The organism is Methylacidiphilum caldifontis, from assembly GCF_017310505.1.
GTDB lineage: Bacteria > Verrucomicrobiota > Verrucomicrobiia > Methylacidiphilales > Methylacidiphilaceae > Methylacidiphilum > Methylacidiphilum caldifontis.
Genome location: NZ_CP065957.1, coordinates 1,555,832 through 1,570,903, shown reverse-complemented (window position 1 = coordinate 1,570,903; position 15,072 = coordinate 1,555,832). Strand labels below are relative to the sequence as shown.

Annotated in this window: 15 protein-coding genes and 1 tRNA gene; 9 read left to right on the top strand and 7 right to left on the bottom strand. The window is 40.0% G+C overall.

What is annotated here, in order from left to right:
* Positions 1–28: 28 nt before the first annotated feature.
* The 6 genes from IT6_RS07300 to nuoB all read right to left on the bottom strand — a co-directional run bounded on the left by IT6_RS07300 (position 29) and on the right by nuoB (position 6,181).
* Complete coding sequence (locus IT6_RS07300; protein ID WP_134440288.1) at positions 29–1,723, bottom strand: molybdopterin-dependent oxidoreductase; 1,695 nt, start codon at positions 1,721–1,723, stop codon at positions 29–31.
* Positions 1,724–1,766: 43 nt separating this feature from the next.
* On the bottom strand, positions 1,767–3,131 hold the full coding sequence (gene nuoF, locus IT6_RS07295) for an NADH-quinone oxidoreductase subunit NuoF (protein ID WP_206825808.1): 1,365 nt from the start codon (positions 3,129–3,131) through the stop codon (positions 1,767–1,769).
* A 14-nt stretch (positions 3,132–3,145) separates the two neighbouring features.
* Positions 3,146–3,667: an NADH-quinone oxidoreductase subunit NuoE family protein gene (locus tag IT6_RS07290; RefSeq protein ID WP_134440286.1), complete on the bottom strand. Its 522-nt coding sequence runs from the start codon at positions 3,665–3,667 to the stop codon at positions 3,146–3,148.
* 62 nt (positions 3,668–3,729) lie between these two features.
* On the bottom strand, positions 3,730–4,986 hold the full coding sequence (gene nuoD / locus IT6_RS07285; RefSeq protein WP_206825806.1) for an NADH dehydrogenase (quinone) subunit D: 1,257 nt from the start codon (positions 4,984–4,986) through the stop codon (positions 3,730–3,732).
* Position 4,987: 1 nt separating this feature from the next.
* Positions 4,988–5,632, bottom strand: a complete 645-nt coding sequence (locus tag IT6_RS07280; protein WP_206825804.1) for an NADH-quinone oxidoreductase subunit C — start codon at positions 5,630–5,632, stop codon at positions 4,988–4,990.
* A gap of 36 nt (positions 5,633–5,668) precedes the next feature.
* Positions 5,669–6,181 carry an NADH-quinone oxidoreductase subunit NuoB gene (nuoB, locus tag IT6_RS07275; RefSeq protein WP_134440283.1) on the bottom strand — a complete coding sequence of 171 codons (513 nt, stop codon included), beginning with the start codon at positions 6,179–6,181 and terminating at the stop codon, positions 5,669–5,671.
* Between the two features lie 107 nt (positions 6,182–6,288).
* Here nuoB and IT6_RS07270 point away from each other — a divergent pair, with 107 nt between their 5' ends.
* The 9 genes from IT6_RS07270 to rpiB all read left to right on the top strand — a co-directional run bounded on the left by IT6_RS07270 (position 6,289) and on the right by rpiB (position 14,483).
* Positions 6,289–6,750: an arsenate-mycothiol transferase ArsC gene (locus IT6_RS07270; protein ID WP_206825803.1), complete on the top strand. Its 462-nt coding sequence runs from the start codon at positions 6,289–6,291 to the stop codon at positions 6,748–6,750.
* A 159-nt stretch (positions 6,751–6,909) separates the two neighbouring features.
* Entirely contained in the window at positions 6,910–8,034 is a 1,125-nt protein-coding gene (gene hisC, locus IT6_RS07265; RefSeq protein ID WP_206825802.1) for a histidinol-phosphate transaminase, read from the top strand.
* Positions 8,031–8,888 (top strand): prephenate dehydrogenase, encoded by an 858-nt coding sequence (locus IT6_RS07260; RefSeq protein ID WP_134440280.1) that lies wholly within the window; start codon positions 8,031–8,033, stop codon positions 8,886–8,888. Before hisC ends, IT6_RS07260 begins: the two co-directional genes overlap by 4 nt.
* Before the next feature lie 40 nt (positions 8,889–8,928).
* Positions 8,929–10,179, top strand: a complete 1,251-nt coding sequence (locus IT6_RS07255) for an ABC transporter permease (RefSeq protein ID WP_134440279.1) — start codon at positions 8,929–8,931, stop codon at positions 10,177–10,179.
* Complete coding sequence (locus IT6_RS07250; protein WP_206825801.1) at positions 10,172–10,861, top strand: ABC transporter ATP-binding protein; 690 nt, start codon at positions 10,172–10,174, stop codon at positions 10,859–10,861. The genes IT6_RS07255 and IT6_RS07250 overlap by 8 nt, the downstream gene beginning before the upstream one ends.
* Positions 10,862–10,924: 63 nt before the next feature.
* Positions 10,925–11,800 carry a branched-chain-amino-acid transaminase gene (gene ilvE / locus IT6_RS07245; protein ID WP_206825800.1) on the top strand — a complete coding sequence of 292 codons (876 nt, stop codon included), beginning with the start codon at positions 10,925–10,927 and terminating at the stop codon, positions 11,798–11,800.
* 101 nt (positions 11,801–11,901) lie between these two features.
* Positions 11,902–12,387 (top strand): UvrB/UvrC motif-containing protein, encoded by a 486-nt coding sequence (locus IT6_RS07240; protein ID WP_134440276.1) that lies wholly within the window; start codon positions 11,902–11,904, stop codon positions 12,385–12,387.
* 196 nt (positions 12,388–12,583) lie between these two features.
* Entirely contained in the window at positions 12,584–13,999 is a 1,416-nt protein-coding gene (gene gndA / locus IT6_RS07235) for an NADP-dependent phosphogluconate dehydrogenase (RefSeq protein ID WP_206825799.1), read from the top strand.
* Positions 14,000–14,036: 37 nt separating this feature from the next.
* Positions 14,037–14,483, top strand: coding sequence for a ribose 5-phosphate isomerase B (gene rpiB, locus IT6_RS07230; RefSeq protein WP_134440274.1), 447 nt, complete (start codon positions 14,037–14,039; stop codon positions 14,481–14,483).
* Between the two features lie 468 nt (positions 14,484–14,951).
* Here rpiB and IT6_RS07225 read toward each other — a convergent pair.
* Positions 14,952–15,024 (bottom strand) — tRNA-Arg (locus IT6_RS07225).
* Positions 15,025–15,072 lie beyond the last annotated feature (48 nt).

The following is a 15,072-nucleotide window of genomic DNA, read 5'->3' as shown; positions in this document are numbered from 1 at the left end:
ACTGCTTGCCTTTGTTGTAATAAAAGAATTAAACTTTGAATTTTTGACTTAAATCGATTCCTTGATCCCCTATATCTATCCAGGAAATACCTCCAAAGGCTTCAATCTCCTTGGACATTTCCGTATAGACTTGAGCAATTTCTTCGAAAAACTTATCTTTATAGCCCGCTACCAAGAGCAGATCCCTCAAGATTCTCCAATCTTCCCTGGCCCTTCCAGGACATAATATTGCTTTATGAAGTTTTTGAAGTCTTCCCGCAACATTGATCATTGTACCACTTTTTTCAGCAAAGCTCGCACCCGCTAAAAGAATATGGGCAGTATGGATAGCGGATCCTGGAATCAACCCTTGCCAAACGTAAAATGAAAGAGAGGATAAAAGGTCTTCTGGTATTCCACATTCCTCGGGATTTTCGTGAATAGCAAACAGACATTTTATCTCTTTTGTTCGAATCTTCTCCTGCAATTCAGCTAACTTTTCTCCTCTTTTACCAATTCCTAGACAAACGGTTCCAAGCGTATTGGGATTAAGATCTTCGCTTCTGAGCAACGAATCAGCTACTCCTTTTCTAGGAACAACTTCTGAAAATATTTCCTCGCCTTTTCCTAAAAGTTCTATAAGCTTTTTCACAAGATAAAGTTCTTCACAGCTAAGCCTTGCTGAGACTAAAAAGGCGATCTGCCGTGGAGAAAATTCCTTGAGTCTTTGAGCAACCGTTCTTACTGCTTCGTTCCACTCCAGGGGAAACAAAGAGCCATTGAGATGAGAAGCCGGTTCAACAACCCTTTTTTTGCTATGAATATAATGAAAATTTAACCTTCCCTGGTCACACATCCAATGTGAATTCACTTCTTCGTTTACTCTTGGAGTTAGCCTGTAAACAACATTTTCCCTGCTACCGATAATCACATTACAACCTGTTGCACAACTCGTACATATACTCTTGGTTTCCCTTAAAAACCAAACCCTCATCTGAAAGCGGAAATCTTTACTCGTTAATGCTCCTACCGGGCATATATCCACAGTGTTCAGTGAATAGTTACTGTCAAAAGGTCTATCCGGATAGACAGTCAATGTCGAATAACTCCCACGGTTAACAAAACCAATAACATCTTGTTTAGCTATTTCCCTGGCAAAACGGATACACCTTGAACAAAGAATGCATCTCTCATCATCGAGCATGATTCGGGGTCCAAGCTCAACCCGTTTAGGTTTCTTAACTTTTTGTTCAACAAAGCGGCTTCTTCCTTTTCCAAAATCATAGGAATATTCCTGCAACCGGCATTCCCCAGCCTGATCACATATAGGACAATCCAAAGGATGGTTGATAAGCAGAAATTCTGTCACTCCCTCTTGACAATCAGTAGTCAGCGCCGAGCTGGTCTTGATAGCCATCCCTTCTGTAGCCTGAGTAGCGCAAGCGATTTGAGGTCTAGGAAGCCAACTAATCACAGGCATGCCTTTCTCATCCAAAACAGGCTTGCGTTGAGCATCCAATTTAGGGACACCCATCTCGAAAAGGCACATTCGACAATTACCTGCTATAGAAAGTTTGGGATGATAACAATAATGAGGGATAAACTTGCCAAAGCGCTTGGCAACCTCGATCACATTTAGTCCCTTGGGAACCTTAACCCACTGTCCATCAAGTTGAACATTAACAAGAGGAGTATCCGCAGCAGGCAAATCATGATTAAATGGATTTTTGATCAAAGCACTCATAACTTATATTCTTTTTTTCCCTCTCCTAAACCTATCAAGAAATTCATCCCTCTACAGGCTCTAAAATTTCCATCGAATCCTCTTTCTTTGCTTTTGCGACAAATTCTTCTTCAAATAGCTCCACAAAACTCTGAACGGGCCAAGAACAGGCTTCTCCAAAAGCACAAATCGTTCTTCCTGCGATATGATTAGCCACATCGAGAAGAAGTTTGCTATCTTCTTTTCTGCCATTACCCCTACATATTCTATCCAGGATTTTTTTCATCCACAGAGAACCTTCCCTACAAGGAGTACACTGACCGCAGGACTCATGGGCATAAAACTCAGCTATATTTCTTAAACACTCTACCATGTCACGAGTATCATCCATGACTATGATACCTCCTGATCCTGACATAGAACCTGTGGCAGCTACGGTATCAAAATCCAAAGGAATATCCTCTAAACCCATCTCCACTATTTCAGTTGAACCATCGGCTTTTTTTCTTGGAATCTTATACTTTATGTCAGCTCGCAATACTTTAGCCGAAGAACCGCCTGGAATCACCGCTTTAAGCTTGTTGCCGTTTCGAATGCCCCCGCATACCTCGTAAATAAGCTCACCGAAAGTGATCGCTCCACAGGGATACTCATAATATCCAGGTCTATTTACATCGCCACTCACACACCATATCCTTGTTCCCGTATTGTTAGGCGTTCCTATTTTCGCAAAGGCTTCTCCACCCATATCTACTATATGTTTTACATGGCAAAGTGTTTCCACATTATTAACGATGGTTGGACACATATATAATCCTAACACAGCTGGAAAATAGGGGGGCTTTATTCTCGGATAAGCTCTTTTGCCTTCCAAAGATTCTATCAACCCCGTTTCTTCGCCACATATATAAGCTCCGGCTCCTCGAAAAACATAAATCTCCAAATCGTAACCGCTACCGAGGATATTTTTACCCAGAAAATTTCTTTCTCGAGCCTCAGCAAGCGCTTGTTCTAAAATTTTAGCTCCTTTTGCAAATTCACCCCTGATATATATATATCCCAGGTGTGCCCGGTTAGCATAAGCACTGATGATCATGCCCTCGATAAGCTGATGGGGATCTTTATAGATGATCTGCCTATCCTTAAAGGTACCCGGTTCGGATTCATCGGCATTGCAAAGCAAATAAACCGGTTTTGTGTTTTTCTCATGATTGATGAACCCCCATTTTACACCCGTGGGAAATCCTGCTCCACCCCTGCCTCTTAAACCCGACTTTTTGACTTCTTGAACTATAAATGCTGGATCCAAAGTTAAGGCTTTTTTTAAAACCTGGTATCCACCATGGCGCAAATAGCAATCTATATCTACAGTATAACCAGGTTCATCTGCATATTTAAGAATGAGTCGATATTCAGGCTTAAAAGACATGGGCAAAACTCCTCTTAATTTTGTTTCTTGCTTAACTCCGGAAGTATCTCATTAATTTTGTCTTTGGTGACATTCATCCATTCCTCTTCATTGATCATCATTACGGGAGCATTTCCACAAGCGGCAAGACATTCGACAAATTCAACCGAAAATTGACCATCCGAGCTCTGATAAATATTATGATCCACTTCATTACAAGCATTGCAGCTTTTCTTGATATGTTCGAAAAGCTGGTAGCTCCCAGCCAAGGCACAAGAAAGGGTCCGACATACTTTAAATTGGTATTTTCCAAGTGGCCTATGACGAATCATAGGATAAAAGGTTGCAATTTCTTCAACAGCTATGGGTTCTAATTCCAATTTTTGGGCGATCCATTCCACAGCCTCTTTAGACACATAGCCAAAGTGTTCCTGCCATAAATGAAGTAAAGGCAGAGAAGCACTCCTTTTGGAAACTGGATATTGGCTTATTATTTTATTAACCTCATCGATGAATTCTTGATCTAATTGGGGTAGTTCTTTCTCAACCGTATTCATTTTGTTTTGTTATCTTCCTGAAAGCAAAGTAACCTTTTAATAGTAAAATAACCTTCTTCTTTCTATCTGTCGCATTCTCCCATCACAAAATCTAGACTTCCAAGAATGGCTACGATATCGCTTAAAAGATGGCCAGGAAGGATTTTGGGCAATATGCTTAAATTTACAAATGAAGGAGAATGTATTTTTAACCGGTAAGGGACACCTCCTCCTTTACTTACAATATAAAAGCCCAGCTCCCCTTTGGGATTTTCCCCTCCAAAATACACTTCTCCGGGGGGTGCATCGACTCCCTGGGTAACAATAATAAAGTGTTGTATGAGCTCTTCCATCTTCGTTAAAACCGAAGACTTGGGAGGAAGATATCCTCTAGGTTCATCCACAGCGATAGGTCCTGTAGGAATATCGGCCAAGGCTTGTTCTAATATCCTACAACTTTGCCTCATCTCCTCTATCCTCACAAGATATCTATCAAAGCAATCTCCAACACTACCTAGGGGAACTTCAAAATCATATTTTTCATACCCCAGATAAGGATTCTTTTTCCTTAAGTCATGATCTACTCCACTGCCCCTCAAGTTTGGTCCAGTCAGCCCATAGTCGATCGCATCTTCTTTAGTGATGATCCCAATATTTTGCGTCCGGTCTACAAATATCTTGTTTTTCGTTAATAGCCCTTCAATTTCATCGATTTTGGGCAAGAATTGTTTGATAAAATCCTTGAGTTTTTCTGTCCATCCTGGAGGAATGTCTCTTGTTAATCCCCCTATTCTAGTATAAGTTGTTGTAAAACGAGCTCCCGTAAGTTCTTCAATTAGAGAATAGATTTTTTCTCTTTCCGTAAAAGTGTACAAGAATACGGAGACCGCTCCACAATCCATGGCATAAGCCCCAAGCCCCATCAAGTGTGAGGAAATTCTTGCAATTTCAGCACAAATAACCCGGATTACTTTCGCACGTGGAGGAATGTCCCATCCCAACAGTTTTTCTACAGCACAAGCATAAACCACATTATTAGCAAGAGGGGCAAGATAGTCCAACCTGTCGGTATACGGAACAAATTGATTGTACTGCATATTTTCGGCTATCTTCTCATCCCCCCTGTGCAAGTAACCAACTTCAGGAATAGCCTTTGTGATAATCTCCCCATCCATTTCAAGTATAAGCTGAAACACACCGTGAGTACTCGGATGGGAAGGTCCCATGTTGAGAATAAGTCTTTCCCCTTCAGGAGCTCCGGAAACTTCTTCGGCCCTTCTTAGAAGCTCAGCTGTATCTGGAACTTCAATTCGAACTTCTTTGGTCAAACTCTCAGCCATATTATTCCTTTTCTTTATAAGGTAGAGTCAGATTTTCTTGTTCTTTCAACTCTTCAAGTTCCTCTAAAAGTTCTTCATTTTCAATGGCCCTTGGCTCCCTCTCAACGCTAAGTGCTGCTGGACGAGCTACAAAAGGTCCTCCATCCAAGGGAGCGGCCTTGGCAAAGGCAACAGGACTTTGATCCGTTTCCTTCCCTTCTACAGGAAAGTCTTTTCTTAGAGGAAAATAAGGATAGCCCTCCCACATCAGAATTCGACGCAAATCGGGATGTCCTTCGAAAATAATACCAAACATATCGTAGGCTTCCCTTTCATGCCAATTAGCCGTGGGATAGATAAAAGACAGAGTGGGGACAATGGGATTGGATTCAGTGACCCTGCCCTTAATTCTTAAAAGAGTGGCCTTTTGCAAATTATAAAAATGATATACCACTTCAAACCTGGGTTCTTCACCCCAATGATCGACTCCGGAAATATCGAGAAGAAGATCAAACCCCTTTTCTTCTTTTAAATACCTAGCAACCTGTTGAATGACAGATAAATCAATCGTCAGGGTCCACTCTCCCCTAAACTCTTTAACTTCCAACAGCTTAATATTAAAAACCTTCTGTAATTCTTCTGCTAAAGGTAAAGATAAAACTGGCATAATATTAACAATTGTTCCCCTTCCCTTATAAATTTCTTATGCCGTAGGCTGTTTTAAATGACGTAAAGAAGCTTCCCTATCAATTTTTTCCTGAAGCTTGATCAAAGCATCAAGCAGAGCTTCTGGTCGAGGTGGACAGCCAGAAACATAGACATCAACAGGAATAAGTTGATCGATACCCTGCAGGACAGAATAACTCCTATACATTCCCCCACTTGATGCACACGCCCCCATCGATATTACCCACTTTGGATCAGGCATCTGCTCGTATATTCTTTTTACTGAATAAGCCATTTTATAGGTCACCGTTCCTGCAACAATCATAACATCGCACTGTCTAGGAGAAAATCGCATGACTTCTGCACCAAACCGTGAAATATCAAATCGTGCACATGCCGATGCCATTAATTCGATGGCACAGCAAGCTAACCCCATAGGCATTGGCCATAACGAATTTTTTCTCATCCAATTAATTGCTGCATCCAGTCGAGTAACGACAACATCACCTTCGATAGGGGAGTTGAAAGTCAGTGTTTTTGTCTGCGCCATACCAATTAAACTAAATTAAAAAAAATTATTCTATCAAGAAAAAAGAAGGAATACTTTTTAGGAGTCATCTTTTCTTCTTTTTTTTAACTTTTTTAATAAGAATAGCGATGCAAAAAAAATTAATTTTATTTATATGTACTGGAAATATTTATAGGAGTCGTTTTGCCCAAGCTCTTTTCAATTTCTATGCACTTCGATGCTCTCTCCCATGGGAAGCCTTTTCAAGGGGAATAGCCGCATCGAAAGTCCCTGGATTTCTTTCTCCTTATGTCAAGGAAGCACTCATTGGAAAAAACATCCCATTACATCTTGCTGGAACAGATCCCATTCAGCTCACTATTAAAGACCTCGAAAAGGCTTCTTTAAGGATCGCTCTTCGAGAAGAGGAACATAAGGAAGCCCTAAGAAAGCTTTATCCAGGATGGGAAAAGAGATGTCTTTTTTGGCAAATTGCCGATGTCGACCGGCTTCCTCCTAGCCAAGCATTGAACATGATCGAGAAATTTACCCTACAGCTCTTTGAAATACTCCGTATACAAGAGCTAAAACAGAACTCCCAAAAGAGTTAATGTTGAAGTCTTCTTGAGAAATATCCTTCAACATGCTAAATAAGTATACTTTCTCTCAACGGTTGAGAAAAGATATTGTTGATCTCACTCAGAATAAATGATGTAGCAATGACGAAGAAAAACGGGCAATCAATCTTTTGATGAGGAACACACAAAACAATGACAAACAAAATTCTATCTCAGATCAATCCTTCTCTTCAAAAGCTCGTTCCTTATGAACCAGGCAAACCGATCGAGGAGCTTGCAAGAGAGTATGGTTTCAGTCCTTCCCAAATTATAAAACTAGCATCTAATGAAAACCCTCTTGGTCCATCCCCACTTGCGTTAAATGCCCTTACAAAATATCTTCGCCAGATCCATCTTTATCCTGATGGTAACGGCTATTACCTCAAAAAAGCTCTAGCTAGCCATCTGGATATTGGAGTAGAAAATATTGTTATAGGGAACGGATCAAACGAAATTATTGAGCTTCTGTTCCATGTGTTCGCAACGAGTGATGAAGATGAAGTCCTTTTTTCTAAATATGCCTTTGCAGTCTACAAATTGATGGCAGAACTCTTTGGGGTTCGTTTTAAAGAAGTCGAAGACTGCGCTTTTAATCATGATCTTAAAGCGATTCTAAATGCAATCAGCCCCAAAACCAAACTTATTTTTATCGCCAATCCTAATAATCCTACGGGGACAAGAGTTCCCAACGAAGAATTGTACGAATTTTTAGATAAAGTACCGGGTGAAGTGGTTGTTGCCCTAGACGAGGCTTACATCGATTTTGTTGCTGACCCACCTCAGACCCTTTCCTTTGTTAAACAAAAAGAAAACATTGTTATCTTGCGCACTTTTTCAAAGATGTATGGCTTAGCAGGCTTAAGGATAGGTTATGGGGTGGCTTCAAAGAGTGTTTGCTGCTTCTTAGAAAGAGCTAGGCAGCCTTTTAATACAAACAGTCTTGCCCAGCTAGCCGCCAGAGCTAGCCTAGAAGACAACCAGCACAAGCTGTCCACTTTAAAAATCACTGAAGAGGGCAAAAAAAGGCTAGAAGAGGCCTTTTGCCAGTTAGGGCTACGCTTTATTCCTTCAAGTGCCAACTTTATCCTTGTTCATGTGGGGGATGGAGATTTTATTTTCCATGAGCTCCTTAAAAAAGGAATTATCATCAGACCCATGAAAAGTTATGGATTAGCCGAATGGATAAGGATAACAATTGGAACGGCTGATCAGCTTTCACGGCTTTTAGAAGAGCTTCCTGTGGCTCTATATTCCCTCAAAAACATAAAATCGAAGTGAAAGCAAAGCTTTTCCCTTTAAACAAAATCACTGTTATTGGACCAGGACTGATTGGAGGCTCAATTGCTAAAGCCTGCATAGAAAGAGCCCTATGTAAAAACCTTGCGATTGGAGCAAGGGATGATGAATTGAATCTTTTAACAAAATCAGGATTAAAGGCTAACCTTTATAATCATTTTGGCCTTTCTGTTGAAGGATCAGACCTAGTCATTCTCTGTGTTCCTTTTGAAGTCTTAGAATCTATCTTGCTTGAGATAAAGGATTATCTGGGACCTGAAACCATAGTTACCGATGTTACCAGCATAAAAAAGGAAGTGATCAGATTATTCCAATCGATTTTAGCTGATAAAGTAGAATGGATAGGCAGTCACCCCATGGCTGGAAGTGAAAAGTCTGGATTTGAGTCTTCAAATAGCAAACTATTTGATGGATCAATAACTATCCTTACTCCAGGACTCCATGCTTGTTCCGAAACACTCCACTGTGTCAAAACTCTCTGGGAAAAGCTTGGATCAAAAACCATCAACCTCTCAGCTGAAGAACATGATGCCCTTGTTTCTGAAATTAGCCATTTGCCTCATCTTTTATCAGCCGTACTCATGAAATCGGTCAGCTTGAAAAGCTTGGCTCTAGCTGGACCCGGGTTCAGAGATATAACTCGGATCGCTTCAGGTTGTCCAAATTTATGGAAATCGATCCTTCTGACTAATCGTCAATCCATATGTGAAGCGGGGAAAAAATTCATCATGGATTTTGAAGAAGCCTTAGAAATTTTGCAAACTGGAGATGAAAAAGCTCTTCTTGAATTGCTGAATAAAGCGAATGTCCTTAGAAAAGGATTAGAGAAAAAATAAATCAATCCTATATTTTTTTTCATAACAAAAAAAAGGAGCTATGCCTTTGCCTTTCAGTCTTTTTCTAGCCCTTCGTTATTTGAGACCCAGAAGAAGTTTTGTTTCGGTCATTACCCTACTGTCCGTACTGGGAGTTAGCCTTGGAGTAGCCGTACTGGTCATAGTTCTTTCTGTCATGGCTGGATTTAGCCATGAGCTTGAAAAGAAGATAATTGGATTCAATGCCCATTTAATTATTTCTAATGGGGAAATTCTTACTCGTCCTCAAAACTTAATAGATTTAGCTGAAAAAGACCCCCTTGTGACAGGCGCTGCTCCATTTGTAAGTGGACCCGTAATGGTTGAATATGCAAGTCGAATTACGACACCGATTTTGCGTGGAATAAACCTTGATATGGAGGAAAAAGTTATACCGATAAAAAAGTTTCTTATTGCTGGCAGTTATGATTTGGAAGGAGAATCAGTCATAGTTGGAGAAGAATGGGCAAAACACAGTGACGCTTATTTGGGAGACAAGGTCCTTATTTATGCTCCCAGGCATTTTCAAGCTTTTAGAGACAACTTTCAAAAAGGCAAACAAACAACTATTTTACCTTCTGAATTTACCATTACAGGGATTTTTCGAACAGGCCTCTATGAATATGATTCAAGCTACTTTATAACTTCCTTAGCCAATGCGCAATATCTCTATAGCCTTGGCAACGGGGTTCATGGTATTTCTATCCGAATAAAAAATCCCCTTGCCGCAACTAAAGTCAAAGAACGACTAAACCTCCGGCTTCTTCCCCCCATAGAAGCCCTAACATGGATAGATCAGAATAAACCCCTTTTTTCAGCCATAGCCATCGAACGCATAGCCATGACTTTCATCCTCTTTTTCATCATCATTGTTGCCGCTTTTGGTTTATGCAGCACATTAATCACCATTACTGTCCAGAAAAGCAAAGAGATCGGCCTTCTTAAAGCCCTTGGAGCCAGAGACGATCAAGTCCTTTCCATCTTTATTCTGCATGGACTGATCGTCGGGATCTGTGGAACTTTTTTAGGACTCATTATAGCAAGTCTGGCTCTTTATTATAGAAATAGTTTCAGGGATTTTATTGGTAGGCATTTAGGCATAGACCTTTTTTCAGCTGATGTGTATCATTTCGCAAAAATACCTATGGAAATAGATCCTCTTCTCATTGCTGGGATTAGCTTCGGTGCTATGAGTATTTGTGTGTTGGCTGCATGGATTCCAGCAATGAATGCAGCCAAACTGACCCCGTCTAAAGCTCTTCGTTATGAATGATTATGTCCTGGAAGCTCATGCGATCAACAAGTCTTATGTTCTTGGATCGAGTCGTATTGAAGTCTTTTCTAAGCTTTATGTCCGATTCGAAGAAGGTCTTTTTATAACTATCCAAGGGGCATCAGGATCCGGGAAAACGACATTGCTTCAGCTTCTTGGAGGCTTGGAAAAACCTGATAAGGGTATAATCCTGTTCCGTGGTCAAAATATATCCCAGTTTTCTTCCAAGACACTCGCAAGATGGAGAGCGGAAACCGTTGGATTTGTTTTCCAATCGTATTACTTACTGCCTGAACTTTCAGCGTTGGAAAATGTGGATCTTCCCGCTTTAATTCTTGGAAAAGGGGATAGGAAAAAGGCAACCGAACTTTTAGAAGCCGTTGGCCTTGAAAAAAGAATTCATCATCGACCAAACGAGCTTTCAGGAGGTGAACAACAAAGGGTAGCTATAGCTCGAGCCTTAAGAAACGATCCTTCGATAATCCTCGCTGATGAACCTACCGGCAACCTTGATGAAGAAACGGGAAAGCAGATTGTTAATCTTCTGCTCTCCATTCAAAAAGAAAAAAACAAAACCCTCATTCTTGTAACTCATGAAAAAGAAATTGCTTGTTTGGGAGATAAACAACTGCTGCTCAGCAATGGAAAACTGACTGAAATTGAAAGTAATATTTCAAACTAACCAACAGCTATGCGAAATAATCTCTAACGTTCTAAACAAGAAATTTAAACGAGGAAAGTTGTCATGAAAATTTATATTGATGGTCTTTTTTATCCAAAAGAAGAAGCTAAAATTTCAGTCTTCGACCATGGACTTCTCTATGGAGATGGAGTATTTGAAGGAATAAGGGCTTATAACCGAAGAGTATTCCTCTTGGAACGACATATTGAAAGACTTTTTTATTCCGCAAAAGCCATAAACCTATCTATTCCTCTATCCCCTCAGGAATGCTCGGAAGCCATTCTTGAAACATGTAGGCAAAATGAAATAGAAGATGGTTATATCCGAGTCGTGGTTACTCGGGGGGTAGGTGATCTTGGGCTTAATCCTTTACACTGTCACAAACCCACCATTTTTATTATCGCCGACAAGATTTCTCTCTACAATCCCAAAATTTATCAACAAGGCTTAAAAATCAGAACCGTATCCACTCGCATTCCTTCTCATTCTTCCGTCAGTCCAGCGATAAAATCCCTCAATTATCTCAACAAAATTCTTGCAAAAATTGAAGCCAACCTTTCTGGAGCCGATGAAGGGCTGATGCTTAACCAACTTGACCAAATCACCGAATGTACTTCTGAAAACATCTTTATCATTAAAAACTCGACAGTCATGACTCCTCCCCTATCAGCCGGATTATTGCCTGGTATAACTCGGGAAACAATACTCAGACTGTCTAAAGAGCTTGGCCTAAAAACGGAAGAAAAAGAAATGATACTTTATGATATCTGGACATCGGAAGAAGTTTTTATTACCGGAACCGGTGCTGAAATTGCTCCCGTCATTGAAGTCGATGGAAGATCAATCGGTAAAAGATTACCTGGGGAGATAACTCTTTTGCTTATAAAAAAATTCAGGGAGCTTACCCAAAGAACGGGTGTTGAAATTTATCCGAGTTAGAGGAAAAGTTTTTAACTCTTCTAAATTTAGGTATGTTTATAGTGAAGATTTGAATTTTTGTCTCTTTTTTATAAACAATTTTTAAGATATTATCTACTATTATGAAATGCGCTTTTTGTAATGAAGTAGCTACTGTTCATCTGACCCAAATTGTGGGCGAAAAAATGCAGAAGATCGATCTTTGTGAAAAATGCGCCAAGGAAAAAGGCATATCCGATTCAATGGCCTTCTCCCTTACGGATATGCTACTAGGAGAAGATTCATCTAAACCTCTCGCTCACGAAGGAGAGCTGAGTTGTCCTCAATGTGGATTTACTCAAACAGATTTCAAGAAAACAGGTCGACTGGGCTGTCCAGCTTGCTATCAAACTTTTTCTGAAATCATTGAAACCATACTCAAAGATATGCACAAAGGAGTAGTGCATAAGGGGAAAACTCCAAAGAAGTTTGCAAAAGCTCAGTTTTACCAGTCTAAAATCAAGCGCCTTCAAGAAGATTTGAAAAAGGCAGTCGCTCAAGAAAATTATGAAGAAGCAGCTACAATTAGAGATGAAATAGCGCAACTCGAAAATCTCATCAAATCTTGACTTTTCTTGCAACTGACTGTCTACTGGCTGTATTCCAAAAGAAGTTCATGGAGCGTTTCAAAGCTGAGGCAGTCGTTCATTTAAATCATAAAAACAAAGAACCAGTCTATTTTGGCTTTTAAACGCAACTTAAACTTCATGAGTCTTTTTATAGATATAAGAAAAAACTTTTTATCCAAAACAAGCGAGAAAAGGAATGGAAAAAAATCCTCTGGGAATAATCGGCTTGGGTGTAATGGGCAGAAATCTTGGGTTAAATCTCATTGATCATGGTTATAAGATTTCCGGATACGACAGGGATAATTCAAAAGTAAGAGCACTAAAAGAAGAATCTCAAGGAGTGGCTTCATCTTTTGATTCGCTTGAAGAATTTGTCCACTCTCTTGAAAGCCCAAAAAAAATTTTGTTTTTTGTCCCTGCCGGACAGCCCGTTGATCAGGTTATTCAAGAACTTCTCCCTCTTCTTAAAGAGGGCGACATTCTTATAGATGGCGGCAACTCTTTCTACCAAGATACAGAGAGACGTCAAAAACAACTTAAGGATAAAAAAATCTTCTTTATTGGAATGGGGACTTCAGGAGGGGAAAGTGGAGCAAGACACGGGCCAAGCTTGATGGTTGGAGGAGATAGAGAAGCTTATGAAATATTAAAACCTATGCTTGAAGCCATATCGGCAAAAGCTGATGGAGAACCTTGTGTCGATTATATGGGGAGAGGTTCTGCAGGCCATTATGTCAAAATGGTTCATAACGGCATAGAATACGGGATCATGGAACTCATAGCAGAATGTTATGATTTTGCACACAAGGTTCTACAATGGAATGAAAAACAAATTTCAGATTTATTTGAACAGTGGTCTAAAGAGGAACTGAGTGGATACCTGATTGAAATAACAGTCCCTATTTTAAGGAAAAAGGATGATAAGACCGATGATCTTTTGTTAAATAAAGTCTTAGATGTCGCTAGGCAGCTTGGCACCGGTGCATGGACATCAGAAGAAGCTCTCAAACTACAAATTCCTACCCCTACTATTGATGCTGCGGTTGTAATGAGAAATCTTTCTTCTCGAGTTGAAGAGCGTAAAGAATTTAATAATCAATTTGACACCCATTCTTCTCCTCCCGTTTTAGAACCGACCGTCCATCAATCGATTGCCCAAGAGCTGAAAAAGGCTCTTTTTTTAGGAATTATCTGTACTTACGCCCAGGGATTTTCCCTATTGAGAGAAGCATCAAAAAATTACGAATTTGGAATAGAGTTGGAAAAAGTTGCCAAAATCTGGAGGGGGGGCTGTATAATCCGATCAAAGTTCCTAGAAAAAAGCCGGATGGCTTTCAGCAAAAACCCAAATCTTTCTAACCTCTTGTTAGATCCTTCTATCTCTCAAGAAATCAAAGAAAAAAACCTTGTTTCTTCTCTTAGAAAATTCTGTTCTTTATCCCTTAGCTCTGAACTTCCCATTTATGCTTTTCTTTCCACACTTAGCTACTTTGATGGCTTTCGTTGTGGGAGATTACCCGCAAACCTCATTCAATTGCAACGAGATTATTTCGGTTCGCATACTTATGAAAGAGTCGACTCGCAAGGTATATTCCATACAGTATGGGAATGACTTGACTTAATTGCAGTAATTTTCCCATGATAGAATTATGAAAATTGCGCTAGGATCTGATCATGCTGGGTTTCATTACAAGGAAAAGGTCAAAAAGTTTTTAGAAGAATCTTGTCTTGAAGTGATAGACTGTGGGACATTTGCTCCTGAGCCCCCTGTTGATTATCCTGATTACATAAGACCTGCAGCGTTGCTTGTTGCTCAAGGTAAAGCTGACAGAGCGATAGTTTTTGGGGGTTCAGGAAACGGTGAAGCCATGGTTGCAAACAAGGTTAAAGGGATTCGGTGTGCCTATTGTTTTAATGAAGAGTCTGCAAAATTAGGCAGACTCCACAATGATGCCAATGCAATTGCTATTGGAGAAAGACTTATCCCCGAAGAAATGGCTCTCAAAATTGTAAAAATTTTTCTTGAAACCCCTTTTGAGGGAGGACGACATATTCCCCGAATAAAGAAAATGATGGATTATGAAAATGTTTCATAATCTTGGAACAAATATATGATTTATAGTGGAAATGGAGGAGATTTCTTTTCTCAAAAGCAAAAATAGGCATCCTTTCGATATCCCTCTTTGAAAAGCTCTAGTTTGATTTTACTTGCAAGAAAGCTTACAAATGCTACTTCAGTCGAATTAAAGTGCCTTGTCAATCATTGCTTCTAACCACAAGTAGTGCTCCTTGATTTCGAGATCTTCTTAGCTGCTGAATATCAGCAAATCTTTTTCGACCAACTACAATACGGCCGACTATCTGCTGGTGAACTATGGGAGGAAATGCACTGTGATGGGAAAGACTTATCTCTAGAAATTGATCAAATCTGAGATTGGAATGGAGGCGGAATCGGTCGGATAATCAGCCTTGCTATGGTTTGCCAGACAAGAAGGAACAGATAAAAAATCTCAAATTTCAAGAGAAGAAGATAGAAAAAAACCCTGTAGAGAAGCAAAATAATGTGCACCCAGAGGGATTCGAACCCCCAACCCTCGGTTCCGAAGACCGATGCTCTAGCCGTTGAGCTATGAGTGCTAAGTACAGAAAATAAATTAGTGATCTATGGAGAAAAGAAAATGCAAA